This window comes from Hymenobacter montanus (assembly GCF_014699115.1).
GTDB lineage: Bacteria > Bacteroidota > Bacteroidia > Cytophagales > Hymenobacteraceae > Hymenobacter > Hymenobacter montanus.
Map to the genome: position 1 here is coordinate 108530 of NZ_JACXAD010000003.1, position 15288 is coordinate 123817.

Annotated in this window: 11 protein-coding genes; 1 reads left to right on the forward strand and 10 read right to left on the reverse strand. The window is 58.4% G+C overall.

The annotated features are described in order from the left end of the window. Window positions 1-252: 252 nt before the first annotated feature. Together IC235_RS03435 and IC235_RS03440 are read right to left on the reverse strand one after the other, a co-directional pair. Window positions 253-996, reverse strand: a complete 744-nt coding sequence (locus IC235_RS03435) for a shikimate dehydrogenase family protein (protein ID WP_191003775.1) — start codon at window positions 994-996, stop codon at window positions 253-255. 117 nt (window positions 997-1113) lie between these two features. Continuing rightward, the gene (locus tag IC235_RS03440) at window positions 1114-1776 is read right to left on the reverse strand and encodes a DedA family protein (RefSeq protein ID WP_191003776.1); all 663 of its coding nucleotides are present in this window, start codon (window positions 1774-1776) and stop codon (window positions 1114-1116) included. 477 nt (window positions 1777-2253) lie between these two features. On the opposite strand from IC235_RS03440, the gene IC235_RS03445 reads away from it, so the two are divergent. Further along, on the forward strand, window positions 2254-5007 hold the full coding sequence (locus tag IC235_RS03445; protein ID WP_191003777.1) for a TonB-dependent receptor: 2754 nt from the start codon (window positions 2254-2256) through the stop codon (window positions 5005-5007). Window positions 5008-5148: 141 nt separating this feature from the next. On the opposite strand, the gene IC235_RS03450 is transcribed toward IC235_RS03445, so the two are convergent. The 8 genes from IC235_RS03450 to IC235_RS03485 all read right to left on the reverse strand — a co-directional run bounded on the left by IC235_RS03450 (window position 5149) and on the right by IC235_RS03485 (window position 15205). Further along, complete coding sequence (locus IC235_RS03450; RefSeq protein ID WP_191003778.1) at window positions 5149-5436, reverse strand: acyl carrier protein; 288 nt, start codon at window positions 5434-5436, stop codon at window positions 5149-5151. Between the two features lie 127 nt (window positions 5437-5563). Then, window positions 5564-6559 carry a DUF4249 domain-containing protein gene (locus IC235_RS03455; protein WP_191003779.1) on the reverse strand — a complete coding sequence of 332 codons (996 nt, stop codon included), beginning with the start codon at window positions 6557-6559 and terminating at the stop codon, window positions 5564-5566. 246 nt (window positions 6560-6805) lie between these two features. Further along, window positions 6806-7801: a DUF4249 domain-containing protein gene (locus IC235_RS03460; protein WP_191003780.1), complete on the reverse strand. Its 996-nt coding sequence runs from the start codon at window positions 7799-7801 to the stop codon at window positions 6806-6808. A 53-nt stretch (window positions 7802-7854) separates the two neighbouring features. Beyond that, the gene (locus IC235_RS03465) at window positions 7855-10521 is read right to left on the reverse strand and encodes a TonB-dependent receptor (RefSeq protein WP_191003781.1); all 2667 of its coding nucleotides are present in this window, start codon (window positions 10519-10521) and stop codon (window positions 7855-7857) included. 41 nt (window positions 10522-10562) lie between these two features. Beyond that, window positions 10563-11582: a FecR domain-containing protein gene (locus tag IC235_RS03470; RefSeq protein WP_191003782.1), complete on the reverse strand. Its 1020-nt coding sequence runs from the start codon at window positions 11580-11582 to the stop codon at window positions 10563-10565. Window positions 11583-11815: 233 nt separating this feature from the next. Beyond that, window positions 11816-12406 carry an RNA polymerase sigma-70 factor gene (locus tag IC235_RS03475; protein ID WP_191003783.1) on the reverse strand — a complete coding sequence of 197 codons (591 nt, stop codon included), beginning with the start codon at window positions 12404-12406 and terminating at the stop codon, window positions 11816-11818. Window positions 12407-12754: 348 nt separating this feature from the next. After that, on the reverse strand, window positions 12755-13585 hold the full coding sequence (locus tag IC235_RS03480) for a phosphosulfolactate synthase (protein ID WP_191003784.1): 831 nt from the start codon (window positions 13583-13585) through the stop codon (window positions 12755-12757). A 216-nt stretch (window positions 13586-13801) separates the two neighbouring features. Beyond that, window positions 13802-15205: a tetratricopeptide repeat protein gene (locus IC235_RS03485; RefSeq protein ID WP_191003785.1), complete on the reverse strand. Its 1404-nt coding sequence runs from the start codon at window positions 15203-15205 to the stop codon at window positions 13802-13804. Window positions 15206-15288: the final 83 nt, after the last annotated feature.

The window sequence follows — 15288 nt, forward strand, 5'->3', positions numbered from 1 at the left end:
CCAAGCGCTGACAAGCCCATCATCACCTATCCGCTAAAGACAGATTATCTGGGTTAGTGGATGCGTAACCCTGATCGTACGAGCCGTTGAATGTCAGGTATTCCGCGGCAGATGTTGTAGTCAGGATGAAATGAAAAGCCCCGGCTCCACAACGAGCCGGGGCTTTGTGCAGCTAAACTATGGTCCTGGTAAACGTGGTGGTTGAGAGTAACGCATATGGTGTCCTGCTGCCCGGAGAAATGCCTAGCGGCCTCAGTGTGCGTGCCAAATCTGCCAGGCCGCCTCGGCCTGTAAGCACAGCATCTCGAACCCATTCTTCACCTGGGCGCCGGCGTCCTTGCCTTTGGCCATGAACAGGGTTTCGGTAGGGTTATATACCAGGTCGTAGAGATAGTGCTGCGGCGTGAGCGCCTCGTAAGGCAGAAGTGGGCACTCGTCGGTGCGGGGGAACGTGCCCACCGGCGTGGCATTGATGATCAGCGAATGCTCCGCTACCAGCTTGGGGGTGAGGTCGTGATACGTCAAGCCCACGCCTAGGGGGTCGCGTGTCACGTACCAATGCGGAATTCCCAAATCGCGCAAAACCACTTCAACGGCTTTAGCAGCGCCGCCATTCCCCAGAATCAAGGCCCGGCTGGTGGCGTCGCAGTGCGGAAAGAAGGTGCGCAGCGATTCCCGGAAGCCGACGTAATCGGTGTTGTGGCCCACCAGCCGGCCGTCGGGGGTACAATCAATAACGTTCACTGCGCCCACGCGGCCGGCCGAAGAGGCCAGCTCATCGAGATAGGGGATTACTACTTCCTTGTAGGGCACGGTCACGTTTAGCCCCACCAGGTCCGGATGCGCGGCCAGCAGGCCCGGCAATTCCTCAATAGTAGCCAACTCAAACAGGTCGTATTGGTACTCCGTCAGCCCGAGTGAGTAAAATTTCTGAGCGAAATAAGTCTGTGAGAAAGAATGGCTGAGGGTTCGGCCAATGAGCCCAAACTGACGCATAGTGAGAATGATAGATAGATTGGATAGCCCAAAATAACACAAAAAACCGCTCCGGATAGGCTCATCCGAAGCGGTTTGAGGCGAATGACCCCGTACAGCGGAGCTGATAAACCAAACTCAGCGCCCGCCCGCGGCCGGCGCACTGCCCATTCTGCTTCTGATAAAAGATATCATTGGTGGCAGCAGCGACAAGACTATGATGCCCAGAATCACGAACTCGAAGTTCTTTTTTACCGCCTCAATGTTACCAAACAGGTAGCCAACCGTAGTGAGCAGCACCACCCACAGCACCGCGCCCGCAATGGAGTACGAGGCAAAGTAGCGGTAAGTCATGGTGCCCACTCCGGCCACGAACGGCGCAAACGTGCGCACAATCGGCACGAAGCGCGCCATGATAATGGTTTTGCCGCCGTGCTTGGCGTAGAAGGCCTGGGTTTGCTCCAGGTATTTACGCTTTAAGAAACGGAAGTCTTCGCGAAACACCCGGGGCCCGATGTAGTCGCCCACCAGATAGTTCACGTTATCGCCGATGAAGGCCGCGGTAATCAGCAAGGGAATCAGCACCCATAAGCTCAGGCCCGTTTCCGGCCGGGCCGCCAGCGCGCCGACCGCAAACAGCAATGAGTCGCCGGGCAAAAAGGGAAACACGATGACGCCTGTTTCGGTGAAAATAATGAGAAAGAGGACCAGGTAAGTCCAGGTGCCATAATTCGATACCACATCCACCAGGGTGCGGTCGAGATGCAGAAAGAGATCGAAGAAATGCTTGAGGGATTCCATGCCGAGCATAAAGTGAACCACAAAGAAAACCTACTGTTGCTGCACCGAACGATTTAATGAGGTTGCGGGATAATCGCTTTTATTATATAGATTGTATAAATTCAATAAATGGCTTGGTTTTATCGGTCCGGGCGCAACTATTTTAGAATCAATATTTGATTTATAACGAAATAAGTAGAAATTGGCGCAATCACTTCTTAATCATGTGTTATTTTTTAAATATCCTTTTATTTAAGAACAGGCTGTTCTTAGTTAATTGACGCTTCCCTTGCTTTCAGAAGTAGCTTTTAGTATTGTATTCCGCGCACCCGATAACCCGGTTAAGCCGGGCTAATCTAGAGTCCTAAACCCTATAATGCTAGCTGCAGGCCATACTCGCTGGCCTGTTCTAATACGAGTACAAAGTATACGCTTACAGCTTTTTACCCGCTACATATGCCATACGCTTGCCTTTTATTATTTACGCGCTTATTTCTATTGGCTCTGACGTTGGCCCTGCCTCTTAAGGTCTGGGCGCAGGCCCGCGTCGCGGGCCCGGAAACGCTGGCTGGCACCATATTTACCGGTAGCGGGGTGGAGCTGCCCGGCGCCACAGTGTTTCTAAAAGGCACTTTCATCGGCACCAGCACTAATGCAGAAGGCCGGTTCTCCTTGCAGGTGCCGCAATTCAATCCCCCCGTTACGTTGGTGGTGTCCTTCATGGGCTACATCACCAAAGAGGTGGAGCTTTCCGCGCCCAGTATGGAATTGAGTATAACACTGGAGCCCAGTCCGTCGGCGCTCAACGAGGTGGTCGTAGCCGCCTCACGCGTGGAGGAAGCTATCCTACGGGCCCCCGTTACCATCGAGAAGGTGTCGAGGCAGCAGCTCGAAAAGATTGCTACCCCCGAGATTCTCGGGGGCCTGGGTCAGTTCAAGGGCATCGATGTGAACTCGGCTTCGATGCTATTCACGAGCGTGAGTACGCGCGGCTTCAACACGGCGAAGTCGGAGCGTATCGTTCAGCTCTTCGACTATGCCGACATGCAGCTGCCCTCGCTTAGCCTAAGCCCCGGCAACATGGTAGGCATCCCGGAACTGGATATGGAAAGCATCGAGATAGTCCACGGGCCCGCCTCGGCCCTGTACGGCTCTAATGCCCTCAACGGCGTGGTGCTGTTTAATTCCAAAGATCCATTCACCTACACCGGCCTCTCGGCCCGCCTCCGCGGCGGGCAGCGCGACTATTTCGACGGGCAGCTGCGCTACGCGGTCCGCTTGAGCCCGAAGGTGGCCCTTAAGTTCAACGGCAGCCTACTATCGGCCAAGGAGTGGATTGCGGATGATTACTCGGCCTCGTCCAACTCCCGCTTTCCTACGGGCTCACCCCGGGGCTGGGACGCCATCAACCGCTACGGCGACATCATATTAGCTGATAACAACCCCGCTAACCCTGAGCTGTACCGCTTCGGTGTCCAAGTTCCCGGATTTACGGAGCGCGAGCTGCTGGCCAATGACGACCACACCAGGTCTTACCGCGTGATGGGCACGCTGGCCTACCTCATTCGCGACGACCTGAAGCTGACCGTAGAGGCCAAGCGGGCGGTAGCTACCTCCACCTACCAGAACTTCAGCCGTTTCCGCCTCCGTGATTTCGGCACCAACCAGTTTCGCGCCGAGCTCAAGAATAGCCGCGGGTTCCTGCGCGTGTACTCCACCCAGGACTTTAGTGGCCAGTCGTACGAGTTGGAGTCGCTGGCCGGTTTCCTGGCCACTTCCCGCATAAGCGACGACCCCAGTATTCGATTCAACTACGCGGAGCAGTACATGAACGACTATATCAACGCTTACTATCAGTTTCGTCAGAATCAGCCGTCCGGCTCGCAGCCCCAAAATCAGGAGGCCCTGGCTGCCGCCCGCGCTGTAGCCGATGCGCAGTGGCAGCAACGGGCGGGCTCGGCCCGCATTCAGCAGCAGCGCGAAAGCATTATTGCCAACGATGTGCTGCGCACCGGCTCGCGTATTCGGTTTGGCTCTTTCATGTACGATGCCAGCTTACAGTACCGCTTCGCCCTGCCCTTCGAGCTCGACCTGACTACGGGCGGTGCCTACCGCGAGTACCGCCTGGGCTCGGAAGGCCGGTATTTCTCCGATACGCCCGGCAACCGCATCCGCAACTATGAGTACGGAGCCTATGCGCAGCTGACCAAACCCCTGCTCGACCAACACCTAAAGCTGGCCGTGGCGGGGCGGGTCGACAATTTCCAGAACTTCGACGCGGCCTTCTCGCCCCGCGCCTCGGCGGTGGTCTCGCTGGGGGCAAAGCGCCAGCACAACTTCCGCCTCAACTACAGTAGCGCCTTCCGGGCTCCCTCGGCCCCGGAACAGTACTACGCCATCGATTTGCCGCGCTACTTCGTTTCTGGCAATTTAACCGGGTTCCGAGGGTATAGCTTCCTTAACGTGGACCCCGCCACGGGTAGGCCTGAGGTACTGGTGGCCCGCAACCCGATGACCGGCCAGTTGACGGTGAATCCGCGCAGCCCCGCTTTCGAGCAGGCTATTGACCCCTTGCGCCTGGAACGCGTCGGCACGTTCGAGATAGGCTACCGGGGAATGCTGTTTGATAAGCTCGATTTCGACGGCAGCCTGTATTGGAGCCGTTACAACGACTTCGTGGGGGCTACCAACATCCTCAGCAACGTCGATGGCTCGCGCCCGACAACCCAACAGCTTACCGATGAGCAGAACTATCAGAGCGGCTATACGGTGTCGGGGAGCCGCACGCGCTTTGTCTACGCCTGGGTGAACAACCCCGCCCCGGTAGATACGCGGGGTGCTACGGTAGGCGCGGTGTATTACTGGATGAAGCAGCTGAATATTTCGGCCAATTACACCTACAGCCAGCTGACCAACGAGCCCCGGCCTTACGGGGCGTTCAACTTATCCTCCTTCTTCAATACGCCCACCCACAAGTACAACGTAGGAGCGAATGGCTTGCTGGCCCGCAACCTGAGCTACTCGGCCAACTACCGCTGGGTAGAAGGACACTTCCAGGAGATGCCCTTTGCCAACGGTAATGTCAAAACCTACTCCACCATCGACGCACAACTCGATTACAGCGTTCCGAGATACAAGAGCACCTTGCAACTCGGGGTTTCGAACTTGCTGGATGGAAACAACGTGCAGATAGTCGCGGGGCCGAAGATTGGACGCCTCGCGTTCTTGGGTTTGCTCGTAGACGTAAAGTAGGCTACTGCCATAGCCGCCCCGGGGCTCGGGCGGCCGGGGGCTCATCGTTCCAGCTTCGGCCCACAAGGAAAGGAGGCGAACCTTTCAGCTCATTATTCTACGTTCCTGGGTTGCGTCCGTAAGCCAGAGCCGTCTACTCTGTTACGCGGCCTGGCGCATAGCGGGGGCGTGGGCCGCTACGAACCGGACGAAGTCATCGACGTGAACCAACGGCACCTCGTCGGGAATGGTGATGCTGAAGCGCCGCTCCAGTTCCAGGATGATGTCGACAATGTCGACCGTATCGAAGCCTAACTCCTGGCTCAGGCTGCTGTGCCGACGCAGGCGGCCCGGCCGAATGGCTTTGCGTTGGCGAATGACGCGGAGTACTTGCTGGGCAACAGCGGCTTGGGCTTGGGCAGCCGTGCCGCGGGTGAGGGAGTGAACCATAAGTAGGAGTACGAAAGAAGTTAAAAATACTCGCGCCGCCAGGGCGGGCGCACTCTTTGGCTGGTGGCCGTTGCTACTGCCAGCGCTGCCAGGTGTTAGCTGCCGAGCGTTACTCGAAACTTCGCGCTTAGGGTAGCGGGATGCGGTAAGTAACCTCGTGGGCGCCGCCAAACAACCCAAAGCCAGACTGGATGTTGGAGTGCAGCGGCGTAGGCTCGGCAAACGGGTTCCCCTCGCCATCCTGATAACGGTGCCTGGACAGCAGAAAGCGGTAGGTATCCGGGGTGAGGGTACTGATGATTACTTCCATGTAAGCGAGTGGGCAGCTACCCGGGATGCCGCCACAGTAGTCTTTGTCGTACAACACGTCGGAAGAAAATGTGAAGCGCTGACCGTTGACATTGGTATCGGCGTAGGGTGAGACGTTGGAAGTGCTCGTGAAGGACTGGGAAAGCTGGAGTCGGCCGACCTCAATAGGATTTTCCCGCCTCGTGAAGTCGGGTACTACTGGCTTCCAAGGCCCATGATTGCCCTGAGCGTCGAGCAGACGGGCGGTGGCCATGTAGTAGTCGGTCGTCGCGGCATTGTCCTGAATCGTGACCGTCAGACGGGCTCGGCTAAGATGGGAATAGCCTGGTGAGATGGGCAGAGGCGTGAGGCTGGCGCCCTCGACCACCGTGGGGAAAGGCATAGTTAGCGTGCTTTCCACCGTCTCCAGCCCCGGCACCGTGGCCCGTAGCGTATACGTCTGGCCCGGCTGGCCCCGCAGCTTGCGCACCGGTCGGTAGTAGCCCTGGTGACCAGCATAAGGGCCAATAGCAGGCGTAAAGGCCTTAAACTCTTCTACCGTCTGGCCGGTCTGGTCTGCTATCGTGACGGTGGCGTCGGCGCGGCCCTTGTCGCCTTGGCGACTGAAAATCTCCTGGCTCGCGCCGACGTAAAGCCAGCCTCCGGAGGGGTCAGTAATGGTATCGGCTGGCTGGTTGCGCAGCAAATACAGCAGCGACACGCGGGGGGTATGGGCGGGAGCAGGGACATTCACCGAGGTTTCGCAGCCCGTAGCCACCCCACCCATGGCAGCGAGTAGTAGCAAAAAGCTGTGGTTTAATCGAAGCAGGTTCATGAGGTGAATACTTTAGTGAGGGTGTTTAGAACAGGCAGTCAACTCTGAAATCAGAAGCTTTTGCTGGAAAAGGGAATAATCGGGATTAAGGCAACCTGTTTGCATACCGACAAGCGCGGTCGCATAAGCTTATTGCTGAGCAACCTGTGCCCGCCAACAGCACTGCCAGGCCGGTGAGAAGAACCAGTAGTAAGATGATAAAAAGGTCAGAAAATCAACGGGATAAAGCCGCCCGAAACGCTACGCTTAAGGTAGCGGGATGCGGTAAGTGACATTATGGGCTCCGCCAAATACCCCGAAGCCGGACTGTATGTTGGAGTACACCGGGGCGGGCTCGGTAAAAGGATTTTCCTTATTATCAAGATAACGCCGCTTAGACAGCAGAAAGCGGTAGGCATCCTGGGTGAGGGTACTGATGGTCACTTCCATGTAAGCCGGGCATCTTTGGTTTCGGTCACACTTGTCTTTGTCATACAACACGTTGGAAGCAAATGTGAAGCGCTGGCCATTGACATCGGTATCAGCATAAGGGAAAATGTTGGCATCATCACTGAAGGAGGTAGTAAGCTGGAGCCCGCCAACCTTAATAGGATTGTCCGGGCTCGTAAAGTCGGGGTCTACTCCCCAGAAAGGCCCGTAGTTGCCCTGGGCGTCGAGCAGGCGAGCGGTGGCCATGTAGTAATCGGTGGTCGCGGCATTGTCCTGAATCGTTACTGATAGGCGGGCTCGGGTACGACCGGGGGCCCTTGTTGAGCTAGGGAGGGGGGTGAGGCTGGCGCTCTCGACCACCGTGGGGAAAGGCATGGTTAGCTTACCTTCCACCGGCTCCAGCCCAGGCACCCTGGCCCGTAGCGTATACGTCTGGCCCGGCTGGGCCCGCAGCTTTCGCTCCGGTCGGTAGAAGCCCCGGCGCCCGAGGCCATAGTACGGGCTGGTAGGGGGCGCAACCGGTTGGAACTCCTCTATCGTCTGGCCCGTCTGGTCCACGATCGTAACGGTGGCATCGTCGCGGCCCAGATCGTCCTGAAGACTGAAGACTCCCTGGCTCGCGCCAACGTAGAGCCAGCCTTCGGAGCCCGAATACTGATCAACCATGGGCTCATTACGTAGCAGATACTGCAGCGACACGCTGGGGGTATGCGCGGGAGCAGGGACATTCACTGAGGTTTCGCAGCCCGTAACCAGCCCACCAATGACAGTGAGTAAGAGCAGAAAGCCGTGGTTTAATCGAAGCAGGTTCATGAGGTGAATTCCTTGAGGTTAAAATATTTGTAAGCAGGCAGTTAGCGCTTAAATTAGAATCGGAAGCTTTTGCTGAAGGAGGGAATAATCGGGAATAAGGAAACCTGCTTGTAGGTTGATTCCTCGAGGTTCCCGGCCGCGTCTACCTTACCTTCCTTAAGGTAGAGGTAATAGGGGTTGCGGCGGCTGTAGGCGTTGTAGAGGCTGAAGCTGTTCACTACTTCGCCCCACTTCTTCTTCTTGGTTTTGCTCAGGTCGAGGTCGAGGCGGTGGTAGGCCGCCATGCGGTAGTTGTTGCGGCCGCCGTAGTCCTGGTAGTTATCCTGCGAATTGCCGAGCGAGAAGCGGCCCTGGGCCAGGGTGGTGGCATTACCGGTGCCGTACACCCAGGAGCCCGACAGCGTCAGGTTGTCTTTTAGCTTGTGAATGATGACCAGCGAAGCGTCGTGCCGCCGGTCGTACTTGTAGGGGAAGAGGCGGCCCTGGTTCAGTTCCGGGAAGCAGCGCGTGCTCCAGGCCAGCGTGTAGCCGATCCAGCCGGTGGTGCGGCCCGATTTTTTCTGCAGAAACAGCTCACCGCCGTAAGCCCAGCCGTTGCCGCTGGTCACCTTGTCTTCCCAGTTAGTTTCGGTATTGCCTAAGAAGTTGGCCCCTTCCTGGTATTCAATCAGGTTGCGCATGGGCTTGTAGTAGCTCTCGAAGCTGAGCTCGTAGTCCTCACCTTTAAACCGCAGGGCGCGGGCCGCGCCCAGGCCAAACTGCTGGGCCTGCTGCGGCTTGATGCGGGCGGTGGCCGGCACCCACAGGTCGGTGGGCAGCCCGATGCCGCTGTTGGCGAGCAGGTGAATAAACTGGCTGGTGCGGGCGTAGGACGCTTTCAACGACCAGTCTTCGGTGAGCAGGTAACGGGCCGCCAGCCGCGGCTCCAGGGAGGGATAGAGCTTCTTGGCGATTACAAAGCTGTTGAACCGCAAGCCAACATTCACCTTCAGCCGCTCGCTGAGGCGGTAATCATCTTCCAGGTACAGGTTGGCTTCGTTGCCCAACTGCCGGTTTACCGTGTTGATTTGGCTACTCACACCGCCGATATTGTCGTTACTCTGCAGGGCGCCGGGCCGAAACACGTGCCGGATGAACTGCCCGCCGAAGCGGATATAGTGGTTGGGGTTGGGCGCGTATTCAAAGTCCGATTTCAGGCTCAGGTCCCGAATGTTGGAGAGGTAGCTTAGGCTAAACCGGTCGCTGCGCAACTCATCGTTAACGCGGTAGCGGCTGCTTTGGTCCACCCCCACGTCGAGTTGGTACTGACTGTAAGTGAAGTGGGTGTTCACGAATAGCCGGTCGTTGATAATCCGGTTCCAGCGCAGGGCGGCCGTCAGGTTGCCCCAGCCCAATTCCGAACTGCTTTGATCGAAGGTTTCACCAGCCTCCCGTCTGGAGTTGGAGTAGAACGCATCCTGGCCGGTATAGGCGCTCAGGTAAAGCCGGTCGCGGGGGCTGACCTTCCAGTTGAGCTTGCCATTCAGGTCGTAGAAATAATACCCCAGCGAACCTTCTTCCCCCTCTGACCGAAGCTGCGCCTTGATAATAGGGCGGGCCAGGATGTCGATGTAGGTGCGCCGGCCCGAGACGATGAACGAGGCCACGTCTTTCTTAATCGGGCCTTCCAGCGTGAGCTTCGACGCGACCAGGCCGATGGCACCCTCGCCGTGGAACTTCTGCATGTTGCCCTCCTTCATCGAGATGTCCAGCACCGACGACAAGCGTCCGCCGTACCGGGCCGGGAAGCCGCCCTTGATGAGGTCCACGTTGTTGATGGCATCGGCGTTGAACACCGAAAAGAAGCCGAACAGGTGGGCCGCGTTGTATACGGGCGCGCCGTCGAGCAGAATGAGGTTCTGGTCGGGCGAGCCGCCGCGCACGTACAAGCCGCTCTGGCCTTCGCTGCCGCTTTGCACCCCGGGCAGCAGCTGCAGCACCTTCAGCACGTCGGTTTCGCCAAAGAGCCGGGGCAGGCTCTTAATTTGGGTAATGGGCACGTTGATGGTGCCCATGCGGGTGCTCTGCACGATTTTCTCTTCCCGGCTGCCCACCACTTCCACGGCGGCCAGCTCGTTGGTGGCCACTGGCAGGCCGAAGTCGTGGCGCACGTTGCCGGTGCCCGAGGCGGTCCATTGCGCCTGCTGGTAGCCCAGGTACGAGACCAGCAGCCGTACCGTGTCGGCCGCGGGCAGCGTGAGCGAGTAGAAGCCGTAGGTGTTGGTGGCCGTGCCCAGGCCCGTGCCCGGCTGCACCACGGTCACCCCAATCAGGTTTTCGCCCGTGGCCGCGTCGCGCACGTAGCCGCTGAAGGTGATGGTTTTGGACTTGGTCGCCGCTGGCTTCTTCCGAATAATGATTTGCTGGTCCAGCAGCGTATAAGAGAGCCCTCTGGCCGAGAGCACCGCATCGAGAATGCTCTTGACCGTTTGAGGCCCGGCGGGAATTCGCACCGGCGCGGCAGCCGCAACCACGTCGTTGCTGTACCCGAAGCTTAGCCCGGTCTGCTGGCTGATTTCGGCCAGTACGCTGCCCAGCGTGCCGGTGGGGTTATTCAGGCGAATAGTCCTGGCCAGCGGCGAAGCCGGCGGCGCCTGGCCGAGCCCCGGGAAGCTGGCCCAGCAGCCCAGCAAAAAGACAAAGCAGACCAGCCTGCCCACTGCATTAGTGGTAGTAAACATAAAAACCAATTGATGATGAATGAATTAAAAACCGGGCGCCGCTACTGGCAGCTGCCGCCCTCAAGGGCAGTGAATCCGGGTTCGGTAACGGCCTTGGCGTCGAAGGCCAAGGCCAGGGTTTGCAGCACTTTATCGAGGGGTTGCCGCTCAAATGTGCCCGTGAAATGGCAGGTTCCCAGGGCCGAGGCCCGCAGGCGCAAGTCGTGGTGATAGTACTCGGTTAGGGTAGCAACTACTTCGCTTACGGGGGTGTTGCGAAAGGTGAGCACGCCGGTTTTCCACGCCAGAAAGTTTAAGTCACTGGTTGAGTCGCGTCGCACCTGCTGGGTAGCCGGATCGTACATGCCCGTCCAGCCCTTGGTGAGCAGCACCTGCTGGCCGGACCGGGCTAGCCTCACCCGCCCCGTAACCACGCTCACCTGCACGCCGCTCGTACGGGCCGTCACGTTAAAAGAAGTGCCCAACACGGTGGTTTCGGTGCCCTGGGCCTGAATCACGAACGGTTGGTGCTCGCGCAGGTGCACCACTTCGAAGTACGCCTCGCCCTCGAGCGTTACCTGGCGGCGCTCGGCGGCGAATGCGGTAGGGTAGGAGAGCCGGCTACCCTCATTGAGCCACACCCGGGTGCCGTCGGGCAAAGTCAGCACCTTTTGCTGCTGATTCTGCGTCTGCTGCGTTATCAGCGTGGGCTGCTGCCAGTAGTATACCCCCGTGCCCAGCCCCAGGGTAAGGAGGATCGAGGCGGCGATGCGCAGCCCCCAGTGTTGCCAGGCGGGCCGCTGCGGGCGGGCTATCGGCGCCGCCTGGGGGTTCACGTGCACGGCTACGAAAGGATTATCCCGCCGCATACCGGCTTGCAGGCGTTGCCAAAGGGCCGCCGAATCTGGCTGAGCCTGGGAGTAGTCCTGGCGCGACTGCTCCCACACCCGCGCCAAGTGCTCGAACAGGCGCTGGTTGCGGGCATCGGCTTGGCACCAGTCCCGTATTTGTTGCTGCTCCGCTTCGGTGCATTCGCCCGCCAGGTATTTGGTCAGCAGGTCCCAGTTGGCCTCGGTGTTCATGCCTGCCCGCGAGCAAAGGTGAGAAATCTAGAGCGGGCGAGTCTGAAAAAAGGATGGTAATTCATGAGCAGGCAAATAAGGTAGCGTGCAGATGTGAGAGTGAAGACGTCTTAAGCTGTTTATCCCGGGTTCTGTAGCTAAGGCGATAAAATGGACCGGCACCCCTAAGCCAGCTTTAATTTTTTTTGAGAAATCTGGCAGACTGCCCGAAAAACGTGTTTTCAATAGAGCGCTTACCCCCAAAATGGCAGCATTAATCCCCAGAGCAGCAGCAACTCATAGCCTCGTAGCCCCGCCCTGAGCTTACGCAGGGCAATGCCCATCTGGGCCTCCACGGTTTTAACGGAGAGATCGAGCTGAGCGGCAATTTCGTGGTAGGTAAGCTCCGCGTTGCGGCTTAGGTTATAAATGACCCGACACTTTTCGGGCAGCTCGGCCACGGCCCGGTGGATGGCTTCCGCCAGCTGCTGTACCTGCAGCGGCGTATCGGCCTGCATGGGCGCGGGCAGATCCTCCGGTAAGTCGCCAGCGGGCACCTGCTTGGCATACTGGCTTTTCAGGTAGTCCAGCGAGCGGTGCTTAACGGCCGCGTACAGATACGACTTGAGCGAAGCCGAAATGACCAGCTCCTGCCGGCGCTCCCATAAGTACAGCAACACATCCTGGATAATGTCTTCGGCGAGTGCGGGTAGCTGCACATATTTCAGCGCGAACCGGAATAGCTCGACGTGGTAGCGATCGAATATCAAGGCAAATGCCCGCTCACTGCCCTGTTGGAGCTGAACGAGCAATTCCGCCTCCGGATAATCAATGGCGTCGGACATTATCGCATAAGGATTTAGAAACGGAAAATGCTGAAATGCTGATAAGAGGGTAGTGGGAGTTGGCTGAGTATTCGTAGGAAGTCTTTGCCGGGTTATAACGGAAGTTCTGATAGCCAAGGCCCAGGCACGGTAAGCTGGAGCCGGAGTGCCTGGGCCAAAGAAATTACCTGAGCTACCTCGGCAACTCCTGTTAAATATAAGACTAAGAGGCTCTGATTTCCGTGCCCCGGTCGACTCCTGCGCTGCTCCTGGGCTTTGCGCCCTGAGCAAACCGGGAGCATACCCGGTAGGGCTCGCCCGGCCCACGGGACATTTCACCAGTCGGGCCCGAAACACGGAATAGAATAACTATCCCCGGGGCATCGACGTGCCTGGCTTGCCGGTTTTAGCCGCCGGGCGGAACATGGGGTCCACGGCATCCATGTCGAGGAAGTGCGAGAAGGTGTCGCCGCGCAAGCCCAGGCGGATGGTTTCGAGGCTTACCACTTCGTTGGGCGCGATGTTGCCCAGGTTCACGTTGGCCCCCAGCAGCTTGATAAACCACACCTGCTGCGCTTTTTGCGGGGCCTCCCACAGAATCTTCTCGGAGGGAATTTTGGTCAGAATCTCTTCGACCAGGCCCGAGCGCACCTCGCCGGTACTGCGAAACAAGCCCACGTTGCCGCCCTCGCGGGCTTCCCCAATGACCTTGATGGCCCCGGCCGAGAGCTCGGTTTCCATCTGAGAAATCCACTTGTAGGGGGGGATAATCTTCTCGGCATCCTTCGAGCCTACCTCGCTCAGCACCCGCACCGACTTGCTTAGCTCGCGGATGTACTCGCACTTACGCTCGTGGTCGAGGTCGATGCTGCCGTCGGATACTTCGGCGTATTCCATGCCCATGGTGTCGAGCAAGCGGCGATAATCGTCGAACTGATTCCGAATGATGAACGCCTCAAACAGCGTGCCGCCGAAGTAAACCGGGATGCCGGCCGCCCGGTAGATTTCGAGCTTACGCTTCAGGTTAGGCACCACGTAGGAGGTGGCCCAGCCCAGCTTTACCACATCGGTGTAGGTACCGCTCACTTCAATAAAGTCTTCCACTTCGCGCAGGCTCATGCCCTTGTCCATGACCATGGTATAGCCTTGCTCGCGCGGTTTGAGGGTGCGTTCCGGGAGTTGGGAAAGATCGTAATTCATTTGTGGGAGCGCTGATTTTAGGATGTATTAACAGGCTGATGGGCCGAACCGACCGTATGCTACGGAACAGCAAGGCATCCGCAAGCTCAAAAAAAACCGCCCGCGTTGGCGCGGGCGGTTGCAAAAGTAAGGCAATATTACGAGGTGGTATAGGATGAGTGCGGGTAAGGCTCCTTCACCGCACGAGGGCCTAGTCGTCAGAGCGAACGGCAACTCCTACGTGTCTTTTTGGAATTGCTCAATCAGTTTCTGCAGTCCGGGCTGGTTGCGGAGCTCCGGAAAATAGTCAAACAAGAGCACGTGCTGCTCGTAGTTGAGCGTGAGCGCCGTTTCCAGGGTAGTGTAGGCTTCGCGGAGGCGGCCATCCGCCAGCAGGTAAGCGCACAGCATGTAATGGAAATGCGCTTCGTGCGGGTGCAGGTTCACGGCGTGCCGCACGAGGTCCACCGCTTCGGAGTAGTGCCCTTGCTCGTAGAGAATGGCGCTCCAGCTAACCCAGCCCTGGACCTCGTCGGGGGCTACCTCCGTGGCCTTTTCGTACGATTCAAGCGCGCTAACCACGTTGCCCACCTGGTTCTCGGCGGCCCCGAGGGCCGACCAGTACTCGCCGCTTTCGGCGTAGAGCTCGGTGGCCTTGCGGAAGTAGTGAATGGCCTCGAACCACCGCCCTTGCTCTTGCAGCAGCACGCCCTGGCCAAACCAGGCCTCGTCCATCTCGGGGTTTAGCTCGAGGGCCTTGCGGTAGTAGCGGCGGGCGGGCTCCCAGTCGCGGAGCTTTTCGTAGCATTCGCCGATGTTGCACAGGGCCTCATCCGTGGGCTCGCCGGGGGGGTAAGCCAACTCAAACTCCGCGATGGCTTTCTGGTATTCCTGCTGGCACACGAAGGTATCGGCCAGCCAGTGGTGGGCATCGTGAAAATCGGGGCTGATGACCACCGCATAGTCGAACGCCTCGGCGGCCTTCGTAAAGTCCTCGCGGCGATACCAATACTGGCCCAGGTTGTACCAGGCCGTGGCCGAATACGGGTCATCATCGGTGAAGCGCCGGAAGAACTCCTCGTGCTCTTCGAGGCGGCCAGTCACCTCCAGGCAGTGCAGGAGCTCCTGCACCCCGGTTTCGTTGTCGGGGTTGAGGCGCAGGCTCTGCTTGTAGTGCTTCGCCGCGCTCTTGAATTTCTGCCAGCTTTGAAAAGCCAGCCCCAGGTTAAAGTGAATGTCCTCACGCTCGGGTTCCTGCTCCAGGCCCGCCCGAAAGAAGGCTACGGCCTGCGCGAACTCGCCCCGCTGCGTGCTGATGATGCCGCGCGTTACAGCCACATCCGCGTTGGTTGGGTCGAGGGCGGCCACTTCGTCGATCTGGCGTTCGGCTTCGGAGTAGTCGCCGCGCATGGCCGTTACCTGGGCCCGGTCAATCAGCAGCTCGGTGGAGAAAGGGTACTGGCCCAGGGCGGCCTCGCAGGCCTGCAGCGCCTTGCCAAATTCCGTACTCGTGACGTAGTGGTCAATGATGTTCTCAAAGTCCTCCAAATCGAAGAAAACAGGCTCTTGCTGTTCTACCATGCGCTCGAAACGGCGCACGATATCCAGCACGGCTCGATGGTTTTCAAAATGTTCGTTCATGCGCATAACATCACAATTAAGTGGATTAATCCGGTCTTGTGGGCTGCCCGATCCGGCGGCAGGGTCCGTAGTACCAAGCCACC